The following is a 19,744-nucleotide window of genomic DNA, read 5'->3' on the forward strand; positions in this document are numbered from 1 at the left end:
AGCGACGACGCATGAGGCGGGGGCTAGACACACCCATGGCACAGGGCACGGTCCAGGTGACGCACACCGGTACGTCGCGGTGGCGGCGCCGCACGGGTGAGTACCCCTCCCTCGCGGCGGCCCTGGAGGCCGCAGGGGACGGCGACGTCCTCACCGTCGCGCCCGGCACGTACCGGGAGAACCTGGTGATCCGACGGGCCGTCACGCTGCGCGGTCCGGACGGCGGGCAGGGCTCGGTGCGGATCGCTCCGGCCGACGGCGTGCCGCTGACCGTGCGGGCGTCGGCGACCGTCCAGGACATCCACGTCGAGGGCCAGGACACGGCCGCGCCCGCGCTCCTTGTCGAGGACGGCACCCCCGAACTGCTCGACCTGCGGATCGTGACCCGTTCCGCCGCCGGGCTCGAAGTGCGCGGCGCGGCCCGGCCGACCGTGCGGCGGGTGACCGTCGACAACCCGGCGGGCGTCGGCATCGCCGTGCTCGACGGCGCGGGCGGGGTGTTCGAGGAGTGCGAGATCGTCTCCGCCGGACAGGCCGGCGTCTCGGTGCGCGGGGCGGCGCATCCGCGCCTGGAGCGCTGCCGGATCCACCACGCCTCGGGCGCGGGGCTCACCGTGGTCGGCGAGGGCAGTGCCCTGGAGGCCGTGGGCTGCGAGGTGTACGAGATCAAGGGCACCGGCGTCCAGGTCACCGGGCGCGGCGCGGCCCATCTGACGGACTCGTCGGTGCACCGCACGTCCGCGGACGGCGTCACCCTGGACACCGACGCGGTGCTGAACCTCGCAGACTGCGACATCCACGACGTCCCGGAGAACGCGATCGACCTGCGGTCCCGTTCGGTCCTGACGCTGACCCGGTCGACGGTGCGCCGCTTCGGCCGCAACGGACTGTCGGTGTGGGACCCGGGGACCCGGGTGGACGCCAACCAGTGCGAGATCCACGACAGCACGGGCGACTACCCCGCGGTCTGGGTCAGCGACGGGGCGACCGCCGTCCTGGAGTCCTGCCGGGTGCACGACGTCCCGGACGCGCTGTTCGTGCTCGACCGCGGCTCGCGGGTCGACGTCGTCGACAGCGATCTCTCGCAGGTGCGCAACACGGCCGTGTCGGTGAGCGACGGCGCGTCCGCGCAGCTCGACGACTGCCGGATCCGGGAGGCGTCCACCGGGGCCTGGTTCCGGGACCACGGCAGCGGCGGCACGCTCGCCGGCTGCACCATCGACTCCGTGCAGACCGGCGTCATCGTCACCAAGGGCGCCGACCCGACGATCGACCGGGTCGCCGTCGCCTCCCCCGCCGAGGCCGGCTTCTACGTGTCGGCGGAGGGCCGCGGCTCCTTCCTCGGCTGCCGGGTGACCGGCAGCGGCGGCTACGGCTTCCACGTGATGGACGGCTGCCGGACCACACTGCGCAAGTGCCGTACGGAGCGGTGCGCCCGCGGCGGGTACGAGTTCCCGCAGGACGGGCCGACGGCGGAGGACTGCACCAGCGACGAGAGCGGGGTGCGCACGACGGCCGCCGACTCCGCCGCTCCGGTGCTGACGGCGACGCAGTCGCCGGGGCTGCTCGGCATGGTCCCGGCGCCCCGCTCCCCCGCCCCGCCGACGACGGCGCCCGCACCGGCGGCGCCCGAGCCGGCGGCCGAGGCACGCTCGTCGCAGGACGTCCTCGGTGAACTGGACGGCCTGGTGGGCCTGGAGAGCGTCAAGCACGAGGTCCGCACCCTCACCAACATGATCGAGGTGGGCCGCCGGCGTCAGGAGGCCGGCCTCAAGGCGGCCTCGGTCCGCCGCCATCTGGTCTTCACCGGCAACCCCGGCACCGGCAAGACGACGGTGGCCCGGCTGTACGGCGAGATCCTGGCCTCCCTCGGCGTCCTGGAGCGCGGCCATCTGGTCGAGGTGTCCCGGGTCGACCTCGTCGGCGAGCACATCGGCTCGACGGCGATCCGCACCCAGGAGGCGTTCGACCGGGCGCGCGGCGGCGTGCTGTTCGTCGACGAGGCGTACGCGCTGTCGCCGGAGGACTCCGGCCGGGACTTCGGCCGCGAGGCCATCGACACGCTGGTGAAGCTGATGGAGGACCACCGGGACGCGGTGGTCGTCATCGTGGCCGGGTACACGGCGGAGATGGAACGGTTCCTGACCGTCAACCCCGGTGTGGCGTCCCGTTTCTCACGGACCATCACCTTCAGCGACTACGTGCCCGACGAGTTGCTGCGGATCGTCGGACAGCAGGCGGACGAGCACGAGTACCGGCTCGCCGACGGCACGGAGGACGCCCTGCTGAAGTACTTCACGGAGCTGCCGAAGGGTCCGGCGTTCGGCAACGGGCGGACCGCCCGCCAGACCTTCGAGTCGATGGTGGAGCGGCATGCGGGCCGGGTCGCCGCGCTCGCCGAGGCGAGCACGGACGACCTGACCCTGCTCTACCCGGAGGACCTGCCCGAGCTGTCCTGACTGTCCCTGCGGCCCTGACTGTCCGAGCTGCCCTGACTGTCCGAGCTGCCCTCCCCGGCCGCCTGCGCCTCCGTGCGCTGCCGGGGCAGTGCGGGCGGCAACCGGTCGAGCAGCAGCGTCCGTTCGTCGGCGAACGCCGGGTCGGCCTGGTAGTCGGAGTGGCCGAGGACGGGTTCGGGCAGCGGGTGGTCGTGTTCGCGGCCGTACACCAGCGGGTCGAGCAGGGCGTCCCGGTCGACGGCCGGCTTGTCGCCGTCGGCGGGGACCCCGATCGGCCCGCCGATGGGGTCCGTGGCCCGCCACAGGTTGCGCCAGCAGTGCACCTCGCCGTTCAGCGCGGTCAGCTGGTCCGTGCCGAAGTAGGCGGGGAACCAACGGCCGTAGAGCCGTTCCAGCGGGGAACCGTAGGTCAGCAGGGCCACGCGGTGACGGGTGTGCTCGGGTAGCTGCCAGACCGCCGCGGCGGCGAGCACGCTGCCCTGCGAGTGACCCGAGATGACCAGCCGGCCGCCGGTGGTACGCGTCCAGGAGCTCATCCGCCAGGTCAGGTCGGGCACGGCCCGCTCGGCGTAGCAGGGCGGGGCGAACGGGTGCGCGGCGCGCGGCCAGAAGGTGCCGACGTCCCAGAGGATGCCGATGGTGCGGCGGGCGGAGGCGTCCTTGTACGCGCGCCTGCCCCAGGTGACGAACAGTATGAAGCCGAAGCCGACCAGCCAGGAGCCGGTTGCCTGGGCGGTGTCGGCGGCGCCGGCGATCACGTCGTGGGCGCCGGCGAAGGCCCGGCCGGGCACGTTCCCGCTGGTCCAGGCCCCGGCCACGGCGCCGGCCCCGAGCAGCAGGGTCGCGCCGGCGACGATGCCGATGAGCGCGGGCGCGGCGTCGGTGAGCCCGGCGGCGGCGCGGGTGGAGGCGATGCGCTGGGTGCGAACCGGGTCGGGGCTGGTGACGCCGTAGTCCGCGTCCACCTCCTTGGCGAACCGGCGGGCCGTCAGGGCGGTACGGGCGGCGAGCACCGCGCAGGGCACCACGAGCACCATCAGCAGCACCGGGATCACCGACGCCTGCCAGCTGAGCAGCACCGGCGGGCCGACGATCCGCCCGCCCCCGGCGCCGGGTGTGCCCGGGCCGTCCAGCCAGTCGGCGACGCGCTGGGCGACGCCGCCGGTCATGACGCCGCCGAGCGCGCAGGCCAGCATGGCGGTGGCGGGGCCGCCCAGCCCGGACATGGCGGTCCGGGCATGCGGGGCGCTGCGGTACAGGGAGAGGGCGACCACGCCGAGGGCGACGACGAGCAGGCCCTGGGAGAGCGTGAGCACGCCGAAGGTGGTGTCGCCGGGCAGCGTGCCGGCGGACACCCAGCCCGGCCGGGACCAGGCGGCGTACAGGAGTGCCGCGCCGAGCAACGTCAGTGAGGCGGCGGGCAGCCAGGCCACGAGGGCGCTGTCGACGGCGTGGTCGAGACGCTTCTCGCTGCGGCCGCGCCGGATCACCACGACGAGGCACACGAGGGCGGCCAGCACCAGCGCGCCTTCGAGCACCGAGCCGACGAGGGCCGCCGCACCGCCGGTCACCCGGTCGTGCCGGGCGGCCGCGCCGCACACGGCGGCGGCGATCGTGAGGAACCCGGCGGCGGTGTGCGCCGCGCGCAGCCGGGCGACGAGCCGGCGGCCGTACCAGAAGCCGGGTCGGCCGAGCGCGGGACGGATCCGTTCCTGCTCCTGGTCCTCGTCGCCGGAGTCGTCGGGGTTCACGGAGTCGCCGGAGTCGCCGGCAGCCGGGTCGCCGGGCGGGGGCGTGGCGACGTCGTCGTACCCGGTGGGCGGGCGCTGGGCCTCGTACGCGGTCCAGGTGCGGTTGGACAGGTACCAGAGCAGGGCGACGAGGGCGGCCGGAACGAGCGCGGCGAGCGCGAGTCGGCGGCCGGGCTGGGACCACCAGCCGCCGCGGTCGGCGGCGAGGAAGCCGAGCCAGGCGCGGTCGGCGGCGCAGGCGGCGGAGCCCGCGCACTGCCAGGCCGTCAGGTCCAGGGCGACCTCGCACGCGGCGGCGGTCAGCAGGACGGTGAGGGTGAGCGCGAGCAGCCGTACGAGGACGCCGTAGAGGCGCACGGCGCGGCGGCGGCCCCCGGCCGGCGGCCGCATCCAGTGCGCGAGGTTGACGACCATGAACGGCAGGAGCAGCAGCCACAGCGCCCGGGTGCCGTTGCCCGAGGTGAGGTTGGACCAGCAGTACGCCTCCGGCACCGGCCGTTCGGCGTAGCGCTCGGGGTGGTCCTCCGCGTCGAGGTCGGCGCCACGGCGGTGCATGGCCGCGGTGGTGTCGCCGGTGACCCGTATGGTGCGCGGGTCGTCGAGCATGTCCTGCGGGGTGGCGCCGCCGACGCCGTGGACGAGCAGCTCGAGTGCCGCGCCCCCGCTCTGCGGGGCCGGTGTGGCAGGGGACACTTCGGTGGCTCACTCTCTGAGTGGGAGGATTCGACGGCACGTACAGAATTGCGGATGTGTACGGCCCCGGGGCAGGGGACGCACACAATCCGCACTTTGTCCCCTCTGGAAGGACCGGCCCCGGCGGTGAGCGACAATCAGAACCTCCTCGCGGAACAGCGGCGCGCTCTGATTCTGGACGAGGTACGGCGTCGGGGAGGTGTCCGCGTCAACGAGCTGACGCGGCGGCTCAATGTCTCGGACATGACCGTGCGCCGGGATCTGGACGCGCTGGCCCGGCAGGGCCTGGTGGAGAAGGTCCACGGCGGTGCGGTGCCGGTCGCCGAGCCGGCCGGTCACGAGCCGGGGTTCGAGGCCAAGTCGACGCTGGAGCCGGGCGCGAAGGAGGACATCGCGCGGGCCGCGGCGGCGATGGCCTCGCCGGGCAGCGCGATCGCGCTCTCGGGCGGGACGACGACGTACGCGCTGGCGCAGCAGCTCCTGGACGTGCCGGACCTGACGGTGGTGACCAACTCGGTGCGCGTGGCGGACGTGTTCCATGCCGCGCAGCCGCCGGGCCCGTCGGGTGCGGCGCGGCCGGGCGCGGCGACGGTGGTGCTGACGGGCGGGGTGCGGACGCCGTCGGACGCGCTGGTGGGACCGGTCGCGGACCGGGCGATCGCCTCGCTCCACTTCGACGTGCTGTTCCTCGGCGTGCACGGAATCTCGGTGGAGGCGGGTCTCTCCACGCCCAACCTGGCGGAGGCGGAGACCAATCGGCGGCTGATGCGGTCGGCGCGCCGCGTCGTGGTGGTCGCCGACCACACCAAGTGGGGGACGCTGGGCCTGAGTTCGTTCGCGAATCTGGACGAGGTGGACACGCTGGTGACCGACCGGGGCGCGTCGGCGCGGATCCGCGCGGAGATGAGCGAGCATCTCCCGGGTCTGGTCGTCGCGGGCCCGGGCGGGTCGGTGGAGGAGTCCGAGGGCGACGCATGAGCGTGTTCCGGATCGAGCGGATCACCCCGCTCCCGCCCGCGGAGGCGTGGCGGCGTCTGACGGACTGGCCGGCGCACGGCGCGCAGGTCCCGCTCACCCGCACCCGCGTCCTGACGCCCGGCCCGACGGCGGTCGGCACCCGCTTCACGGCGCGTACGGGCCTCGGGCGGGTCGCCTTCGACGACCCGATGGAGCTCGTCCGCTGGGAGCCGCCGACGGCCGCGCCGGGCGTGTGCCGCCTGGAGAAGCGCGGGCGGGTGGTGCTCGGCTGGGCGGAGATCGAGGTGACCGCGGCCGCGGGCGGCGGCAGCCGCGTCGTGTGGCACGAGGAGCTGCGTCTCCGCGGCCTGCCCCGTGCCGCCGATCCGCTCCTCGCCACGGCGGGCCGGCTGCTGTTCGGCCGGGCGATGGACGGGCTGCTGAGAAGCTGACGACTCGTCATGTCGTCGCAGCCGGACGGAGGCTGGGCATCTGACGGATCGCCAGCTATCGTGTGCGGACCTCGGCCCCGCCCCTCGGGAGGTACGGTCCATGCCCCGCCGACTCCGGCTCGTGGAGCTCGACTTCGCCGCGACCGCGCCCGTACGCCTGGCGTTCACCGCCGAACTGGCCGCCCCGCCCGGCGACGTGTACCGCGCGCTCGCCGAGGATGTGGAGAGCACCCCCGACTGGTTCGCCGCGGTGGCCGTCGCGACCCCGCACGAGGGCGGCGCGGGGCGGACGGTCCGGCTGCGCGGCGGGATCGGCTTCCGGGAGACGATCATGGCGGCGGAGCCGGGAGCCCGGTACGCCTACCGGATCGACGAGACCAACGCCCCCGGCGTGACCGCCATGCTGGAGGACTGGGTCCTCTCCCCCGCGGCGGGTGCCGGCACCCGGGTCACCTGGACCATGGCCGTCGACGGCCCGGCCCCCTGCCGGCTGGCCCTCCGGCTGGCCCGGCCGGGCGTCCGCAAGTCGTTCCGGGACGCGATGCGCTGCCTGGACCGGCGGCTCACTCCGGCCAGTCGCCCGTAGCGAGGAAGCTCTCGAGCGCGGCGGCGTACGGGGCGATGTCCAGGCCCTGTTCGGCGAGCCAGGCGTCGGAGTAGTACTTGTCGAGGTACCGCTCGCCGGGGTCGCAGATCAGCGTGACCAGGCTGCCGGTGCGGCCCGCCGCCACCATCTCGGCGACGATCTTCAGCGCGCTCCACAGCCCGGTACCGGTCGAGCCGCCCGCCTTGCGGCCGATCGCCGTCTCCAGGGCGCGTACGGCCGCGACGCTCGCCGCGTCGGGCACCTTCATCATCCGGTCGATGGCGCCGGGCACGAAGCTGGGCTCCATGCGCGGCCGTCCGATGCCCTCGATGCGGGAGCCGCAGTCGGCGGTGGCGTTCGGGTCGCCCAGCGTCCAGCCGTCGAAGAAACAGGAGTTCTCCGGGTCGGCGACGCAGACGCGGGTGTCGTGCTGCATGTAGTGCACGTACCGGGCGATGGTCGCCGAGGTGCCGCCGGTGCCCGCGGTGGCCACGATCCAGGCGGGCTCCGGGTACCGCTCCAGGCGCAGCTGCTGGTAGATCGACTCGGCGATGTTGTTGTTGCCGCGCCAGTCGGTGGCCCGCTCCGCGTACGTGAACTGGTCCATGTAGTGGCCGCCGGTGCGCTCGGCGAGGGCGGCGGACTCCTCGTAGATGGTGCGCGAGTCGTCCACGAAGTGGCACCGGCCGCCGTGGAATTCGATGAGCCGGCACTTCTCCGGGCTGGTGGTGCGCGGCATCACCGCGACGAACGGGACGCCGATCAGCTTGGCGAAGTACGCCTCCGAGACGGCCGTCGAACCGCTGGACGCCTCGATGACCGGCTTGCCGGGACGGATCCAGCCGTTGCACAGCGCGTACAGGAACAGCGAGCGGGCCAGCCGGTGCTTGAGGCTGCCGGTCGGATGGGTGGACTCGTCCTTCAGGTACAGGTCGATGCCCCACTCCTCGGGGAGCGGGAAGCGCAGCAGGTGCGTGTCGGCCGAGCGGTTCGCGTCGGCCTGCACCTTGCGGACGGCGTCTTTCAGCCAGGCGCGGTATGCGGGGTCGCTGCGGTCCACGTCGATGGTGGCGGGCGGCATGGTGGTGCTCATGGAGGTTCTCCTCGTCCTGTTCCCACTGCCGACGATAACCCCCTCACCTGCGCAAACGATCGCTTTGGGGAGCCATAGGAGTCCCTTGGGAGACGCCGGGACGGGCCCGGGGAGGGCCGGGAACCCCGTTCGGCCGAAGGCTCCGCCGGGTCTGGTGCCGCGCCCCGCGCTCGGTCAGACTGGCGAGGGAGACCGGTGCGAAGGGGGCGGTAGGTCATGTCGAAGCCCGAGTTCAGTGCCACGCGCGTGCGCATCGAGCGCTGGCCGCGGTCGTTGACCCGGGCCGGCGAGGTGCGGATCGAGGACGGCCGGCTGTCGTTGCTGACCAGCTACGGCCGGGAGATCGACAGCGCACCGGTGAAGGCCGTACGGGCGGGCCGGTCCTGGTTCTCGGGCCCGGACTCGGCCGTCGCGACGGTCAACGGCACCCGCTACCGGCTGACGATGGAGCCCGCGCGCTCGGGCGGCTTCCTGGACGCGCTGAAGCGGGCGGCGGGCGGCAAGGGCGACGACGACTGACGGAGGGTGACGGTCGCCGCGAGTTGCGGGGTCGCGACGGCTGGTCCAGGCTGGGTGGCATCACTCAGGGTTCATGAGCGGTGACGCTGTGACCCAGCCTCCGCTCTGCACGAACAGCAGGCAGCTGACTGCTGGATCGGATCTTCGTCTTCTTCCGGACCAATTTCGGGGAGTCGCAGCCGTGATCAGCGAACCGAGCAGGCACTGCACGGTAGAGGTCCAGGCTCTGCCGTCGCGGATCGGTCAGGTCCGCAGAATCGTGTCGGCGCATCTGCGCTACTGGCACCTGGACGCACTGATAGACCATGCGGCACTCGGCCTGACCGAGCTGCTGACCAATGTCCACCGGCACGCACAGCCGGACAAGAAGTGCACCGTCGAGGTCGAGCTGCTGCTCGACCGGCTCACCGTGTCGGTCCAGGACCACGACCCGCGGCTGCCGTCCGAGACGGCCGGCGACCCGGGCGAGGACCCCGATCCGTACGCCACCTCGGGGCGCGGCCTCGCGATCGTCGAGGCGGTCAGCGAGAGCTGGGGCGTCCGGGCCGAGGGGTCCGGGAAGGTCGTCTGGTTCACTCTTCCGGCCCCTTCCCTGTCGCTGACCGCGCCGCCGCGTCCGCACGCGGTGCACGGCGCGACCACGGACGGGCCGTTCGCGCCCGCGGCCTTCGTCCCGGACGACGTCCCGTTCGGCGCCCCCGCCGAGTCGGTGCGGACCCACGCCACGGCCAGGTCCGCGGTCGCCGGCTGACGACCGCGGACGACGGCGGACGGCCGCGGACGGTTCGTCATGACGGGCGGTTCGTCATGCCGGGCCGCCTCCCTTGGGCCGGGCGACCCGGCCGAACTGCTCCTCCAGGACGGTGAGGCGGCGCCAGTACTCGTCCTCGTCGATCTCCCCGGCGGCGAAGCGGTGGCCGAGGAGCGCGATGGGCGACTTCTCGTCGTAGGCGGGCCGCGGGCCGGCGAAGCCGCCGGGCCCGCGGCGACCGCGCCACACGGTACGGCGCAGGACGGTGACGACGGTGACGATCACGGCGGCCCAGACCAGCGGGAAGAAGAGGACCCAGGGTCCGGGGCCTGCGTGGGCGAGGGTGTTCATCTCGGTCAGCTCCTTGGGTTCGGTACTGCCGAGAGTCCCGCGCGGAGGGGGTCCGGGGCGTCGTACGGTCAGCGGCTTCGCGCGTACGACGTGGGGAGTACGGGACGTCAACGGAACCTCAGTCCGGGAATGCGGTCCGGAAGCGCCCCTTCTGTACCTACTGGTATGTACAGTGTCCGCATGAGCACTCCGGACCGACTGATCGAGGCCACTCGCGCGCTGCTGTGGGAGCGCGGGTACGTGGGCACCAGCCCCAAGGCGATCCAGCAGGCGGCCGGAGCGGGCCAGGGCAGCATGTACCACCACTTCGCCGGCAAGCCGGATCTGGCGCTGGCCGCGATCCGGCGCACGGCGGAGGAGCTGCGGGCCGCGGCCGAGGCGGCGCTGGGCGGTGAGGGAACCGCGGATGCGCGGATCGAGGCGTACCTGCGGCGCGAGCGCGACGTGCTGCGGGGCTGCCCGGTGGGCCGGCTGACGATGGACCCGGACGTGATGGCGAGCGACGAACTGCGCGCGCCGGTCGACGAGACGCTGGACTGGCTGCGGGGCAGGCTCGCCGGAATCGTCCAGGAGGGTCTGGAACGCGGGGAGTTGACGGGCCCGCTGGACCCGGAGGCACTGGCGGCGACGGTCGTGGCGACGGTACAGGGCGGCTATGTGCTGGCCCGGTCGTCGGGTTCGGCGGCGGCCTTCGACACCGCCGTCGACGGACTGCTCATGCTGCTGGCGGCCCACAAGGGCCGGGTGGAGTAGGACTTTTCGAGTTTCGAGGGGGTTGGTCGCATGCACGCGATGCAGTACGAGATCACTCTGCCCGCGGATTACGACATGGGGATCATCCGCGAGCGGGTGGCGACCCGGGGGCATCTGCTCGACGCCTTCCCGGGGCTGGCGGTGAAGGCGTATCTGATGCGGGAGCGGGCGGACGGCTCGCCGGTCAACCAGTACGCGCCGTTCTATCTGTGGGCGGCTCCCGAGGGCATGAACGCCTTCCTGTGGGGCCCCGGTTTCCAGGGGATCGTGAACGACTTCGGGCGGCCGGTCGTCCAGCACTGGGCGGGGCTCGGGTACGCGGAGGGGCCCGCGGCCGCGAGCGCGCCGCGCACGGCGACGCGTCGCCGGAGCCCGCTGCCGGAGGGGGCTCCCCCGGCGGAGGCCGTCGAGGAGGCACTGGCGCGGCACGAGGCGGAGGCCCGGACGGACGGCGTGGTGGCGAGCGCGCTCGCCGTCGACCCGCGCCACTGGGAGCTACTGGCCTTCACCCTGTGGGCGGCGGAACCGGCCGCGGACGCGGGCGAACGGTTCCGGGTACTGCACCTGTCGGCCCCGGAGCGCGGCAAGTTGGCCCGGGGCCGCCTATGGTGACGTCCCGTCAGCCGACCGGGACGAGGGTCAGGTAGGCGATGCCGAGGACGTTGCGGTAGTGCATCCAGCCGGAGCGCTGGCGGTCGACACGGGCGCGGGTCTCCTCGGCGAGCGGATGGTCGGGGTGGGCGGCGAGCCAGAGTTCGGTGTCGTGGCGGTAGCCGGACTCGAACGCCTCCCACTCGTCGCGGCCGCCGGTCTCGATCCAGGCGGGCCGGAAGCCGGACTCGACGGCCAGGTCGACGAGTTCGGGGAGGAGCAGGTGGTCGGCGGCCGAGGCACCGGGCCACATGCCGGCGAGCTCAGCGTCGGTGGGCGTGCGCTCCCAGAAACCCTCGCCGAGCACGACCCGGCCGCCGGGCCGGACCAGCCGGCGCAGCTCGCGCAGCGCGGCCGCGGGGTCGTGCGGCAGCTCGGGGTCGCAGAGCGCCTGGCTGGACCCCAGGCAGAGGATCGCGTCCACGGGCCCGCGGGTGGTGCCGAGCGCGGACTCCTCGACGAACGTCACGCGGTCGGACAGCCCGCGCTCCTTCGCCAGGAGCCGCCCGCGCGCGAGGTCCTCGGCGTTGATGTCGAGCCCGACGCCGGTCGACCCGGGTGCCGCCTCCAGCACGCGCAGCAGCAACTCGCCCCAGCCGCAGCCGATGTCGAGGACGGTGGCGGGCGAGGCGTCGGCGAGGCGCTGGATGAGCCCGGCGGCCCGGGTCTCGGAGAGCGGACCGTGGAAGGTGAGGCTGCCGAGGCGGGGCGGAAGATCGTTGTCGGTCATGGGGCGGGACGGTAGCGGGCTGGTGGGGCGGGGGCCAGTGGTTTGTGTCTTCTTCCTCCCGGCTCCCCTCACTCCGCCTTCTGGCCCCCCAGCGCGCCGATCGGGTCGTCGAGGACCGGCTGCCAGGCGAGTTCGGCGGCGCCGACGAGGCTGTTGTGGTCCAGGGTGCACGGCAGGATCGGTACACCGCCGCTGCGGCCCCACAGGCTGCGGTCGGCGACGACCGCGCGCAGGCGCTCCGGGTCGGCGTCGAGGAGTTCGCGGTGCAGGCCGCCGAGGATGATGCGGTCCGGGTTGAGGATGTTGACCAGGCCGGCGAGCCCGAGGCCGAGCCGGTCGATCAGTTCCTCGGTGGCGGCGCGCACCCCCGGGTCGTCCGGCCGGCTGCGCAGCAGTTCGCGTGACTGGGCGAGCAGGGAGACCTCGGGGCCGGGGTCGCGGCCGGCGGCCACGAGGAAGGCCAGCGGGTCGGTCTCGACGTCGAGGCAGCCGCGGCTGCCGCAGTAACAGGCGCGGCCCTCCGGGTTCACGGTGAGGTGCCCGACCTCGAGGGCGAGGCCGGAACTGCCGGTGTGCAGGCGGCCGTCGAGGACGAGCGCACCGCCCACGCCGCGGTGGCCGGTGGCGACGCAGAGCAGGTGCTGCGCCCCGCGGCCGGCGCCGTGGCGGTGCTCGGCCAAGGCGGCGAGGTTGACGTCGTTGCCGGTGAAGGCGGGGCCTTCGATGCCGGCGGCGCGTACCCGCTCCGCGAAGATCTCGCGGACGGGCGCGCCGGCGGGCCAGGCGAGGTGGAGCGGGTTGAGGGCGGTGCCCTCGGGTTCGGCGACGGCGGAGGGCGCGGCGAGCCCGGCGCCGACGCAGCGGCGCCCGCTCTCGCGGAGCAGCGCCGCACCGGCCTCGACGACCTCGCCGAGTACCTGCGCGGGGTCCTCGGAGACGGTGACGCAGCCGGGCGCGGTGGCGACGAGGCGCCCGCCGAGGCCGACGAGGGCGGCACGGAAGCCGTCGGCGTGGACCTGGGCGGCGAGGGCGACGGGCCCGTTGTCGTCGACGGAGAGGCGGTGCGAGGGCCGGCCCTGGGAGCCGGCGGCGGCGCCCGGGTTGGAGTCGACGCGGATGAGGCCGAGGGCTTCGAGCTCGGCGGCCACGGCCCCGGCGGTCGCCCGGGTGACACCCAGCTCGGCGGTGAGCACGGCGCGGGTGGGGGCGCGTCCGGTGTGCACGAGTTCCAGCGCGGGTCCGAGTGCGCTGCGGCCCCTGTCAAGCCGTGTCCGGGTCGTGGTCGCCTTGCCGTTCATGGGGGCGAGTCTCCCATGATCGGCCGCCTTGGTTCCCCTACGGGCGGGAGGGGACGGTTTTGCGGCCGGCGCGGGGGGTACCGCGCGGGGTGAGGGGCGGGGTTTCCCCGGGAGGCGGCATGCCCGACACCGGCACTGGCACAGACGCAGGCACCGACGCAGGTACAGGTGCCCGCACCGGCACCGGCACTGACGACACGCGCGCGCGGGCGCAGGTGGAGGCGCTGCTCGCCGAGCGTGGGGAGACGTACGCGGAGGAGGCGGGGATCCGGCTGAAGGACACCCCGCAGCCGCTGTACGAGCTCCTCGTCCTGACCCATCTGCTCAGCGCACGGATCCGCGCGTCGACGGCGGTCGCGGCGGCCCGCGCCCTGTTCGCGGCGGGCATGAGCACCCCGCGACGCATGCACGACGCGACGTGGCAGCAGCGGGTCGACGCGCTCGGCGAGGGCGGGTACCGCCGCTACGACGAGAGCACGGCGACGCAGCTGGGCAGCGAGGCCGAGCTGGTCCTGGCGGAGTACGGCGGCGACCTGCGCCGTATGCGCGCGGCGGCCGACGGCGACCCGGACGCGCTGCGCGAGGCCCTGCGCGCCTCCCCGGGCATCGGCCCCGCGGGCGCGGACATCTTCCTCCGCGAGGTGCAGGGGGTCTGGCCGGAGTACGCCCCGGTCCTCGACGGCCGCGCCCTGGACGGCGCCCGGAAACTGGGCCTGCCGACGGATCCGCGGGCCCTGGCCGCGTTGGTCCCCCAGGACCGGCTCCCCGCCCTCGCGGCGGCCTTGGTCCGTACCGCGCTGGACCACCGCCGCACCGCTACCGCGGCGGGTTCCGCTCGTCGGCCCGGAGACGCCGCAGCGCCCACAGTCCGTACACCGCGAGCAGCGGCTTGAGGAGCAGCCACTCGCCCGGGCGGTAGTCGTCCGCGCGGACGAGCCGTTCGGCGAGGTCCGGCCGCTGCCGCCGCAGGTACGCGCGGGCCTTGAGCGCGTGCGCCGGCTGGGAGACGATCTTGATGCGGTCCGCGTCCTCGATCAGCGGGATCACGTGCGTGACGTTCTCCCAGGTCGACGCGCTCCGGTCCTCGATCTGCACCCTGCCGTCGAACCCGAGCTCGGACCGTGCGTAGTCGGCCATCAGCCGGGCCTCGGCGGGGCCGCCGCTGGTCGGGCCGCCGCTGAAGATCACGCGCGTGGCACGCCCGCCGGCGCCGGCGGCGTCGACATCGACATCGACGGAGCGGAGTCCGGCGCGGACCCGCCAGCGGTTGACACGGTTCGCAGCAGGCTGAGGGTTGCGGTACCCGAGGACGACGACCGCCTCCCTGTCGCCCGCACGGTTCCCGACGAGCGTGCGGGACCAGCGCCAGTTCAGCCACTCCGCCGAGACCAGGACCGCCGCCCCCGTCAGCGCGGCCCACCTCACCGTCGATCGCATGCGGCGACCCTACGGCAGGGCCGCAGAGCCTGCTACGCTGACTTTGTGCCGCTACTAAACAAACTAGCGACGGCCGTTCCGGGGGGCCACGGCGGAGACACCGCCACCCACTCCCTGTCCCGCCTGCGCGTCGCCCTCACCCTGTTCTTCGCCCTCGACGGGTTCCTCTTCGCCGGCTGGGTCGTCCGCATCCCCGCCATCAAGCAGCAGACCGGCGCGTCCGCCGGCGACCTCGGCCTCGCCCTGCTCGGCGTCTCGGCTGGCGCGGTCGTGACCATGACCCTGACCGGCCGGCTGTGCCGGCGGTACGGCAGCCACGCCGTCACCGTCGTGACCGCCGTCCTGCTCTCGCTCAGCATCGCGCTGCCCGCGCTCACCCGCTCGCCCCTCGCCCTCGGCCTGGTCCTGCTGGTGTTCGGCGCGGCGTACGGCGGGATCAACGTGGCGATGAACAGCGCCGCCGTCGATCTCGTCGCGGCGCTGCGGCGGCCCGTGATGCCCGGGTTCCACGCCGCGTTCAGCCTCGGCGGGATGCTCGGGGCGGGGCTCGGCGGGCTGGTCGCCGGGTCCGTGGCGCCGTCGGCGCACCTGCTGGGGCTGACCGTCGCCGGCCTCGCGCTCACGGCGCTCGCCGGTCCGGTCCTCCTGCGCCACCCCTCCCCCGCGCCGCCGCGGGAGCCCGCGGCCGCCGCGTCGCGCCCGGCGGCGCGCGGCCCGCGTCGCGTCGTCCTCGTCCTCGGCGTCATCGCCCTCTGCACCGCCTACGGCGAGGGCGCCCTCGCCGACTGGGGCGCACTGCACCTGGAGCAGGACCTGCACGCCCACCCGGGCGTCGCGGCGGCCGGCTACTCGGTGTTCGCGCTCACCATGACCGCCGGCCGGCTCTCCGGCACCGCGCTCCTCGAACGCCTCGGCCAGACCCGCACGTTGGTGGTCGGCGGCGCGACGGCGGCACTCGGCATGCTGCTGGGCTCGCTCGCCCCCGACGTCTGGGCCGCCCTGCTCGGCTTCGCGATCACCGGCCTCGGCCTGGCGAACATCTTCCCCGTCGCGGTCGCCCGCGCCGGCGCGCTCGCCGGCCCCAGCGGCGTCGCGACCGCCTCCACCCTCGGCTACGGCGGCATGCTCCTCGGCCCCCCGTCGATCGGCTTCCTCGCCGACTGGCTCTCCCTCCCCCTGGCCCTCACCACCGTCGCCGCCCTGGCCGCCACCGCAGCCCTCATCGGCCACCTCACCCGCAACACCACCGCCGACAACGGGGCCTGACGGCCGCCGGCCGGACGAGGACGCGGCATCATGGGCCCCGCGCGAGCAACGACGCCGTGGATCTCCATCCTGCGGGCGTACCCGGCTGCCACGACGGTCCGTTCGGGCGGGGCCCCGAGCTGCTGGACGAGAGGCTGTTCCGGATGGGCCCTCAAGAGGAGCGAGGACTCTCCAGGTCGACGACGGCGCCGTCCGCGACATACCGCTCAGCGTGATCCGAGGTCAGGGGCTCGTCGACTTCTTCGACTTCCACGTCGGCCGTTCGATGCGTGGGCTTCGTCAGTTCCAGGCTGGAGAGGTGCTTCTTCAGCCTCTTGGCCATGGGGAGGTAGGTCGCAAGCGTGAGCCCGCCGGAAACGACGGCCCCGACGACGGGGATGGCCTTGGAGACCGACTTCGCGAAAGTCTGCTTCGTCATCTGAGCGCCGAGGTAACCCGCGACCTTTTTCACTATGGGATAGATGACGCCCTGGGTGAGTGCTTTCTGCGGCAGCTTCTTGGCCACCTGCTTCGACATCATCCCCGCGACCTTCCCCACGGCGGCATTCGCCGATTGGGTGCCGAACATCACGCCGATGAACAGCGTCAGCACTCCCTTGGTCGCGTCATCAAGGTCATCACTGTCACCGGAGAACAGGTCGGGCCAGCTGTAGAGGTAGGCGAGCTTCTGCGCGATTCGCAGCATGTGGCCGAAGTACTGTGCCACATCGGCGGGGACAGTGGCGGGAAGGAAGAGCAAGCCGGGTATCCCGGCAGCCGCAGAGAGGGCGCTGGCCTTGGCGGTCTCGTAGCGGATCGAATCGTCGGCTGCCCTGTCGAGTACCTCGAGGGGGATGCCCGCCGCTGCAGGGGTCTCGTCGATCGCTCTGCGGATTTCGTCCTCGGAGCAAAAGCGAGCCAGCGCCTGACGGAGGTACGCCTCCCTGTCGATACGCACACCCGGAAGGCTTGCCGCGCGCACCAACAAGGCGGAGAAGCGCAGTTCCGGGTTCTCGATCACTTTGCTCGTGGCCATGGCAGGAAACTACAGCACCCGGATGCCGCGAAGCCCTGCTCAACCTGCATTTGACGTAGGGCAGTTGGGTCACGAGCTCGGCGAATCCCCTGAAGGGGGATCGTGCGGGAAGACGGATGTCAGAGGCGGCTGGCAGTCTGTACGGGTGCTGATCGACGAGATCGAGGAATCCGAGGCCGCCCTCGTCGCCCCGGGCGAGGAGCTGCTCGCTCTGCCGGGGTTCTGGGCGGCCTATCTGATGTGGCTGTGCCGGACGGAGGAGGGTGAGCAGCCCGAGCCCGCGTGGTTCGGCGTGGACGGGGCCGATGCGGACGCGGCGTACGAGGCGTTGTCCGACCCGGAGCGCTGGCCGGTGTTCCGGGTTCCGTTCGGCGGCGGGCACACGGTGGTCGTGCAGGCGTGCAACCTTCCTGACGACCCGGGCACTCAGTACGTCGTCACGCACCCCGACTGGGATCACCGCGGACACCTCGCCACGCTGGACGGGCATCACGCCGGCCCGGGTCTGGCGTGGAGCGAGCTGCTTCGCATAGCCCGCACGCCCGATCTCCAAGCCCCCGGGCTGCACGATCCGCACGTCCGCCTGCTCCTGCTCCTGCCCGTTCTGGGCGACGCCGATCTCCCGCCCGCCGCCGGCGGCATCGTGCGGGACGCGCTCGTCCGGGTGGGAGCTCCGGAGGATGAGGCAGGGCGGCTGAGCGAGGCGCTGCTCGTGGACCATCCGCTCTGGGAGCCGGCCGAGTGGATACGCCCCACCGCGTCCCCTCTCTCGGGCGCCGCACCCGACGACCGGCTCTTCGACGGCATCCTCCTGTGCGACGAGCCGCACAGCCCCCGCTCCGGCGTTTCCCTGGCCCGGGGCATCACCCAGGCACAGACCCGCGCCCTCGCCCACGCCCTCGGCACCTGGCCGCCCCAGGCGTGAGGTGGGCCGCGGACCTCGTCGGAGGGCCTGCGGCCACGCCCCGTCGGTCAGTAGTTGCCGTTGGAGATGAGGCGGCCGTCCGCGCCGTAGACGGTGACGAGGCCGTTCTTCGAGGTCTTCCAGTCGGCGAACGCGGAGGCGATGAGTTTCGCCTGGGCGGCGTCCTTGCTCATGATGCCGCCCTCGAAGTCCGTGTAGACGTCGGCCGTGTCGAGGAGGTCGTTCTGCACGTCCGCGCCCTGCACCTTCGTCACGTGCTTGATCGCGGCCTTCTCGGCCTCGGTGCCGTTCTTCGCGACGAAGGCCTTGAACTCGTCGGCCTGGCTCTGCTCCTTCGGCGCCTCGGTGGCCGGGGCCTTGCCGGTCGGCTGTTCCGCGGGGGCGGTGGGGGCGGGCTGTCGGGGGCCCTTGGCTTCGCCGCTGTCGCCGTCGTAGGCGAGCAGCCCGATCACCATGAGGAGCACGCCCAGGAGGAGAAGTACGCCGCAGCCGATCGCGATGCCGCCGCCGACTCCGATGCCCCTCCTCTGCGGCGGCGGCGGGCCGTACGGGCCGGGCTGCTGCGGGTAGCCGTACGGCGGCTGACCGGGTTGCTGCGGGCCCCATCCGGGCTGCTGGGTCATGCGGGTCCCCTCCCTGTGGTTGTGCTGTGAAGACCAGGTGAATCTAGCGTGTGGGCCCGTCCAAGTGGAGTCGGGTGTACCGGGTTGATGCGCGATCGGCGCCCGGTCGCCGATCACGGGCCCGGCCGGCCGCGGCGGCCGGGCAACCAGCTGGCAGAATCGATGGCATGGAACCGATCCTCAGCGTCGCCGAGCAGGTCACCGCACTCGATGCGTCGGGCCGCGCGCTCGCCGCCGCGGCCGCCGAGGCGGGGTTCGACGCGACGGTGCCGACCTGCCCCGGCTGGCAGGTCCGTGATCTCCTGCGGCACACCGCGATGGTGCACCGCTGGGCGGCCGGATTCGTGACCGAGGGGCACACCTCGTACCGGCCCGAAGGGGGCGAGACGCAGCTCGACGGTGCGGAGTTGCTCGCGTACTTCCGCGAGGGGCACGCCGCACTGGTCGACGCCCTCGGCAAGGCACCCGCGGACCTGGAGTGCTGGACGTTCCTGCCCGCGCCGTCGCCGCTCGCGTTCTGGGCGCGGCGCCAGGCGCACGAGACCGAAGTGCACCGCGCGGACGCCGAGTCGGCGCTCCCGGGCGGGCCGCGCCCGGTCGCCGCGGGCCTCGCCGTCGACGGTGTCGACGAGCTCCTGCGCGCGTTCCACGGGCGGAGCTACAGCCGCGTCCGCAGCGAGACGCCCCGCGTGCTGCGGGTGCGCGCCACGGACACGGGTGACGTGTGGACCGTACGGCTGTCGCCCGATGCCGCGCCCGACACCGTGCGCGACGACGACGGTCCCGCCGACTGCACGCTCTCCGGGCCCGCCTCACAGCTCTATCTGCTGCTCTGGAACCGGCTGCCCGCCGACGCCGTGGACGTGTCCGGGGACGCCTCGCTCGCCGCGCTCTGGCGCGAGCACTCGGCGATCACCTGGTCGTAGCCGACGCCCTCAGGCGCCCGGCGCCGTCGCCCGCTCGTCCAACATCCGCTTCAGCACGGCCCGTTGCAGCGGCCTCGCCTCCGCGTGCCGCTGCCGGCCGGCGTCCGTGAGAGCCACCCGCACCCCGCGCCGGTCCTCGCCGCACATCCCGCGCGCGACGAGCCCGGCCTTCTCCAGACGGGCCACGAGGCGGGACAGCGCGCTCTGGCTCAGATGGACGTGGGCCGCCAGTTCCTGGACGCGGAAGGCGCTGCCGCCGTCCGCGGGCGTCGACTCGGCCAGGACGTCGAGCACCTCGAAGTCGCTGGCGCCGATGCCGTACTCGTGCAGCGCGCGGTCCAGCTCACAGGTGGTCCGGGCATGCAGCGAGAGGACGTCCCGCCACTCCTGGACGAGCACCCGTTCGGACTTCTTCGCTGCCATGAGCGCACGTTAGCAGAGAAGCCGCCTTCTGTTGCATCGGAATTAAATGCGTTTGCATCCAATGCGCATGCATGTACTGTGCGGT

At 73.6% G+C, this 19,744-nt stretch carries 21 protein-coding genes; 12 read left to right on the forward strand and 9 right to left on the reverse strand.

All coding sequences use genetic code 11. The features are described from left to right. Positions 1 to 35: 35 nt before the first annotated feature. The gene (locus ABZO31_RS02755; protein WP_406859256.1) at positions 36 to 2,459 is read left to right on the forward strand and encodes a right-handed parallel beta-helix repeat-containing protein; all 2,424 of its coding nucleotides are present in this window, start codon (positions 36 to 38) and stop codon (positions 2,457 to 2,459) included. Here ABZO31_RS02755 and ABZO31_RS02760 read toward each other — a convergent pair. After that, a complete protein-coding gene (locus tag ABZO31_RS02760) occupies positions 2,429 to 4,903 on the reverse strand; it encodes a hypothetical protein (protein WP_406859257.1) in 2,475 nt (824 codons plus the stop codon). The genes ABZO31_RS02755 and ABZO31_RS02760 overlap by 31 nt on opposite strands. A gap of 126 nt (positions 4,904 to 5,029) precedes the next feature. On the opposite strand from ABZO31_RS02760, the gene ABZO31_RS02765 reads away from it, so the two are divergent. From ABZO31_RS02765 to ABZO31_RS02775, 3 genes are all read left to right on the forward strand, one after another. Further along, the gene (locus tag ABZO31_RS02765) at positions 5,030 to 5,881 is read left to right on the forward strand and encodes a DeoR/GlpR family DNA-binding transcription regulator (protein WP_406859258.1); all 852 of its coding nucleotides are present in this window, start codon (positions 5,030 to 5,032) and stop codon (positions 5,879 to 5,881) included. After that, on the forward strand, positions 5,878 to 6,312 hold the full coding sequence (locus tag ABZO31_RS02770; RefSeq protein ID WP_406859259.1) for an SRPBCC family protein: 435 nt from the start codon (positions 5,878 to 5,880) through the stop codon (positions 6,310 to 6,312). The genes ABZO31_RS02765 and ABZO31_RS02770 overlap by 4 nt, the downstream gene beginning before the upstream one ends. A gap of 100 nt (positions 6,313 to 6,412) precedes the next feature. Further along, complete coding sequence (locus ABZO31_RS02775) at positions 6,413 to 6,898, forward strand: SRPBCC family protein (protein ID WP_406859260.1); 486 nt, start codon at positions 6,413 to 6,415, stop codon at positions 6,896 to 6,898. Here ABZO31_RS02775 and ABZO31_RS02780 read toward each other — a convergent pair. After that, positions 6,876 to 7,991, reverse strand: a complete 1,116-nt coding sequence (locus tag ABZO31_RS02780) for a PLP-dependent cysteine synthase family protein (RefSeq protein WP_406859261.1) — start codon at positions 7,989 to 7,991, stop codon at positions 6,876 to 6,878. The two genes, ABZO31_RS02775 and ABZO31_RS02780, sit on opposite strands and share 23 nt — an antisense overlap. A 216-nt stretch (positions 7,992 to 8,207) precedes the next feature. Here ABZO31_RS02780 and ABZO31_RS02785 point away from each other — a divergent pair, with 216 nt between their 5' ends. Then, a complete protein-coding gene (locus tag ABZO31_RS02785; protein ID WP_406859262.1) occupies positions 8,208 to 8,510 on the forward strand; it encodes a hypothetical protein in 303 nt (100 codons plus the stop codon). 181 nt (positions 8,511 to 8,691) lie between these two features. Beyond that, a complete protein-coding gene (locus ABZO31_RS02790) occupies positions 8,692 to 9,261 on the forward strand; it encodes an ATP-binding protein (RefSeq protein ID WP_406859264.1) in 570 nt (189 codons plus the stop codon). 54 nt (positions 9,262 to 9,315) lie between these two features. On the opposite strand, the gene ABZO31_RS02795 is transcribed toward ABZO31_RS02790, so the two are convergent. Further along, positions 9,316 to 9,612 (reverse strand): SHOCT domain-containing protein, encoded by a 297-nt coding sequence (locus ABZO31_RS02795; protein WP_406859265.1) that lies wholly within the window; start codon positions 9,610 to 9,612, stop codon positions 9,316 to 9,318. A gap of 165 nt (positions 9,613 to 9,777) precedes the next feature. On the opposite strand from ABZO31_RS02795, the gene ABZO31_RS02800 reads away from it, so the two are divergent. Next, positions 9,778 to 10,365 carry a TetR/AcrR family transcriptional regulator gene (locus ABZO31_RS02800; protein ID WP_406859267.1) on the forward strand — a complete coding sequence of 196 codons (588 nt, stop codon included), beginning with the start codon at positions 9,778 to 9,780 and terminating at the stop codon, positions 10,363 to 10,365. Positions 10,366 to 10,395: 30 nt separating this feature from the next. Continuing rightward, positions 10,396 to 10,977, forward strand: coding sequence for a DUF4865 family protein (locus ABZO31_RS02805; RefSeq protein ID WP_406859268.1), 582 nt, complete (start codon positions 10,396 to 10,398; stop codon positions 10,975 to 10,977). Between the two features lie 7 nt (positions 10,978 to 10,984). On the opposite strand, the gene ABZO31_RS02810 is transcribed toward ABZO31_RS02805, so the two are convergent. Both ABZO31_RS02810 and ABZO31_RS02815 read right to left on the reverse strand, forming a co-directional pair. Next, positions 10,985 to 11,746: an SAM-dependent methyltransferase gene (locus ABZO31_RS02810; RefSeq protein ID WP_406859269.1), complete on the reverse strand. Its 762-nt coding sequence runs from the start codon at positions 11,744 to 11,746 to the stop codon at positions 10,985 to 10,987. 68 nt (positions 11,747 to 11,814) lie between these two features. Continuing rightward, entirely contained in the window at positions 11,815 to 13,044 is a 1,230-nt protein-coding gene (locus ABZO31_RS02815) for an ROK family protein (RefSeq protein ID WP_406859270.1), read from the reverse strand. 119 nt (positions 13,045 to 13,163) lie between these two features. Between ABZO31_RS02815 and ABZO31_RS02820 the strand changes: the two genes are divergently transcribed. Then, the gene (locus ABZO31_RS02820) at positions 13,164 to 13,937 is read left to right on the forward strand and encodes an endonuclease (protein ID WP_406859271.1); all 774 of its coding nucleotides are present in this window, start codon (positions 13,164 to 13,166) and stop codon (positions 13,935 to 13,937) included. On the opposite strand, the gene ABZO31_RS02825 is transcribed toward ABZO31_RS02820, so the two are convergent. Beyond that, complete coding sequence (locus ABZO31_RS02825) at positions 13,861 to 14,481, reverse strand: YdcF family protein (RefSeq protein ID WP_406859273.1); 621 nt, start codon at positions 14,479 to 14,481, stop codon at positions 13,861 to 13,863. The two genes, ABZO31_RS02820 and ABZO31_RS02825, sit on opposite strands and share 77 nt — an antisense overlap. Positions 14,482 to 14,526: 45 nt before the next feature. Between ABZO31_RS02825 and ABZO31_RS02830 the strand changes: the two genes are divergently transcribed. Further along, positions 14,527 to 15,747: an MFS transporter gene (locus ABZO31_RS02830; protein WP_406859274.1), complete on the forward strand. Its 1,221-nt coding sequence runs from the start codon at positions 14,527 to 14,529 to the stop codon at positions 15,745 to 15,747. 151 nt (positions 15,748 to 15,898) lie between these two features. On the opposite strand, the gene ABZO31_RS02835 is transcribed toward ABZO31_RS02830, so the two are convergent. After that, positions 15,899 to 16,762: a hypothetical protein gene (locus ABZO31_RS02835; RefSeq protein WP_406859275.1), complete on the reverse strand. Its 864-nt coding sequence runs from the start codon at positions 16,760 to 16,762 to the stop codon at positions 15,899 to 15,901. Between the two features lie 145 nt (positions 16,763 to 16,907). On the opposite strand from ABZO31_RS02835, the gene ABZO31_RS02840 reads away from it, so the two are divergent. Next, the gene (locus ABZO31_RS02840; RefSeq protein WP_406859276.1) at positions 16,908 to 17,687 is read left to right on the forward strand and encodes a hypothetical protein; all 780 of its coding nucleotides are present in this window, start codon (positions 16,908 to 16,910) and stop codon (positions 17,685 to 17,687) included. Positions 17,688 to 17,734: 47 nt separating this feature from the next. Here ABZO31_RS02840 and ABZO31_RS02845 read toward each other — a convergent pair whose 3' ends face one another. Continuing rightward, positions 17,735 to 18,310: a hypothetical protein gene (locus tag ABZO31_RS02845; protein ID WP_406859277.1), complete on the reverse strand. Its 576-nt coding sequence runs from the start codon at positions 18,308 to 18,310 to the stop codon at positions 17,735 to 17,737. A 167-nt stretch (positions 18,311 to 18,477) separates the two neighbouring features. Between ABZO31_RS02845 and ABZO31_RS02850 the strand changes: the two genes are divergently transcribed. Further along, positions 18,478 to 19,236: a maleylpyruvate isomerase family mycothiol-dependent enzyme gene (locus tag ABZO31_RS02850; RefSeq protein WP_406859278.1), complete on the forward strand. Its 759-nt coding sequence runs from the start codon at positions 18,478 to 18,480 to the stop codon at positions 19,234 to 19,236. Positions 19,237 to 19,245: 9 nt separating this feature from the next. On the opposite strand, the gene ABZO31_RS02855 is transcribed toward ABZO31_RS02850, so the two are convergent. Beyond that, complete coding sequence (locus ABZO31_RS02855) at positions 19,246 to 19,659, reverse strand: MarR family winged helix-turn-helix transcriptional regulator (protein WP_406859279.1); 414 nt, start codon at positions 19,657 to 19,659, stop codon at positions 19,246 to 19,248. Between the last annotated feature and the right edge of the window lie 85 nt (positions 19,660 to 19,744).

Origin of the sequence: Streptomyces solicamelliae (assembly GCF_045348655.1) — a bacterium.
Taxonomy (GTDB): Bacteria; Actinomycetota; Actinomycetes; order Streptomycetales; family Streptomycetaceae; genus Streptomyces; species Streptomyces solicamelliae.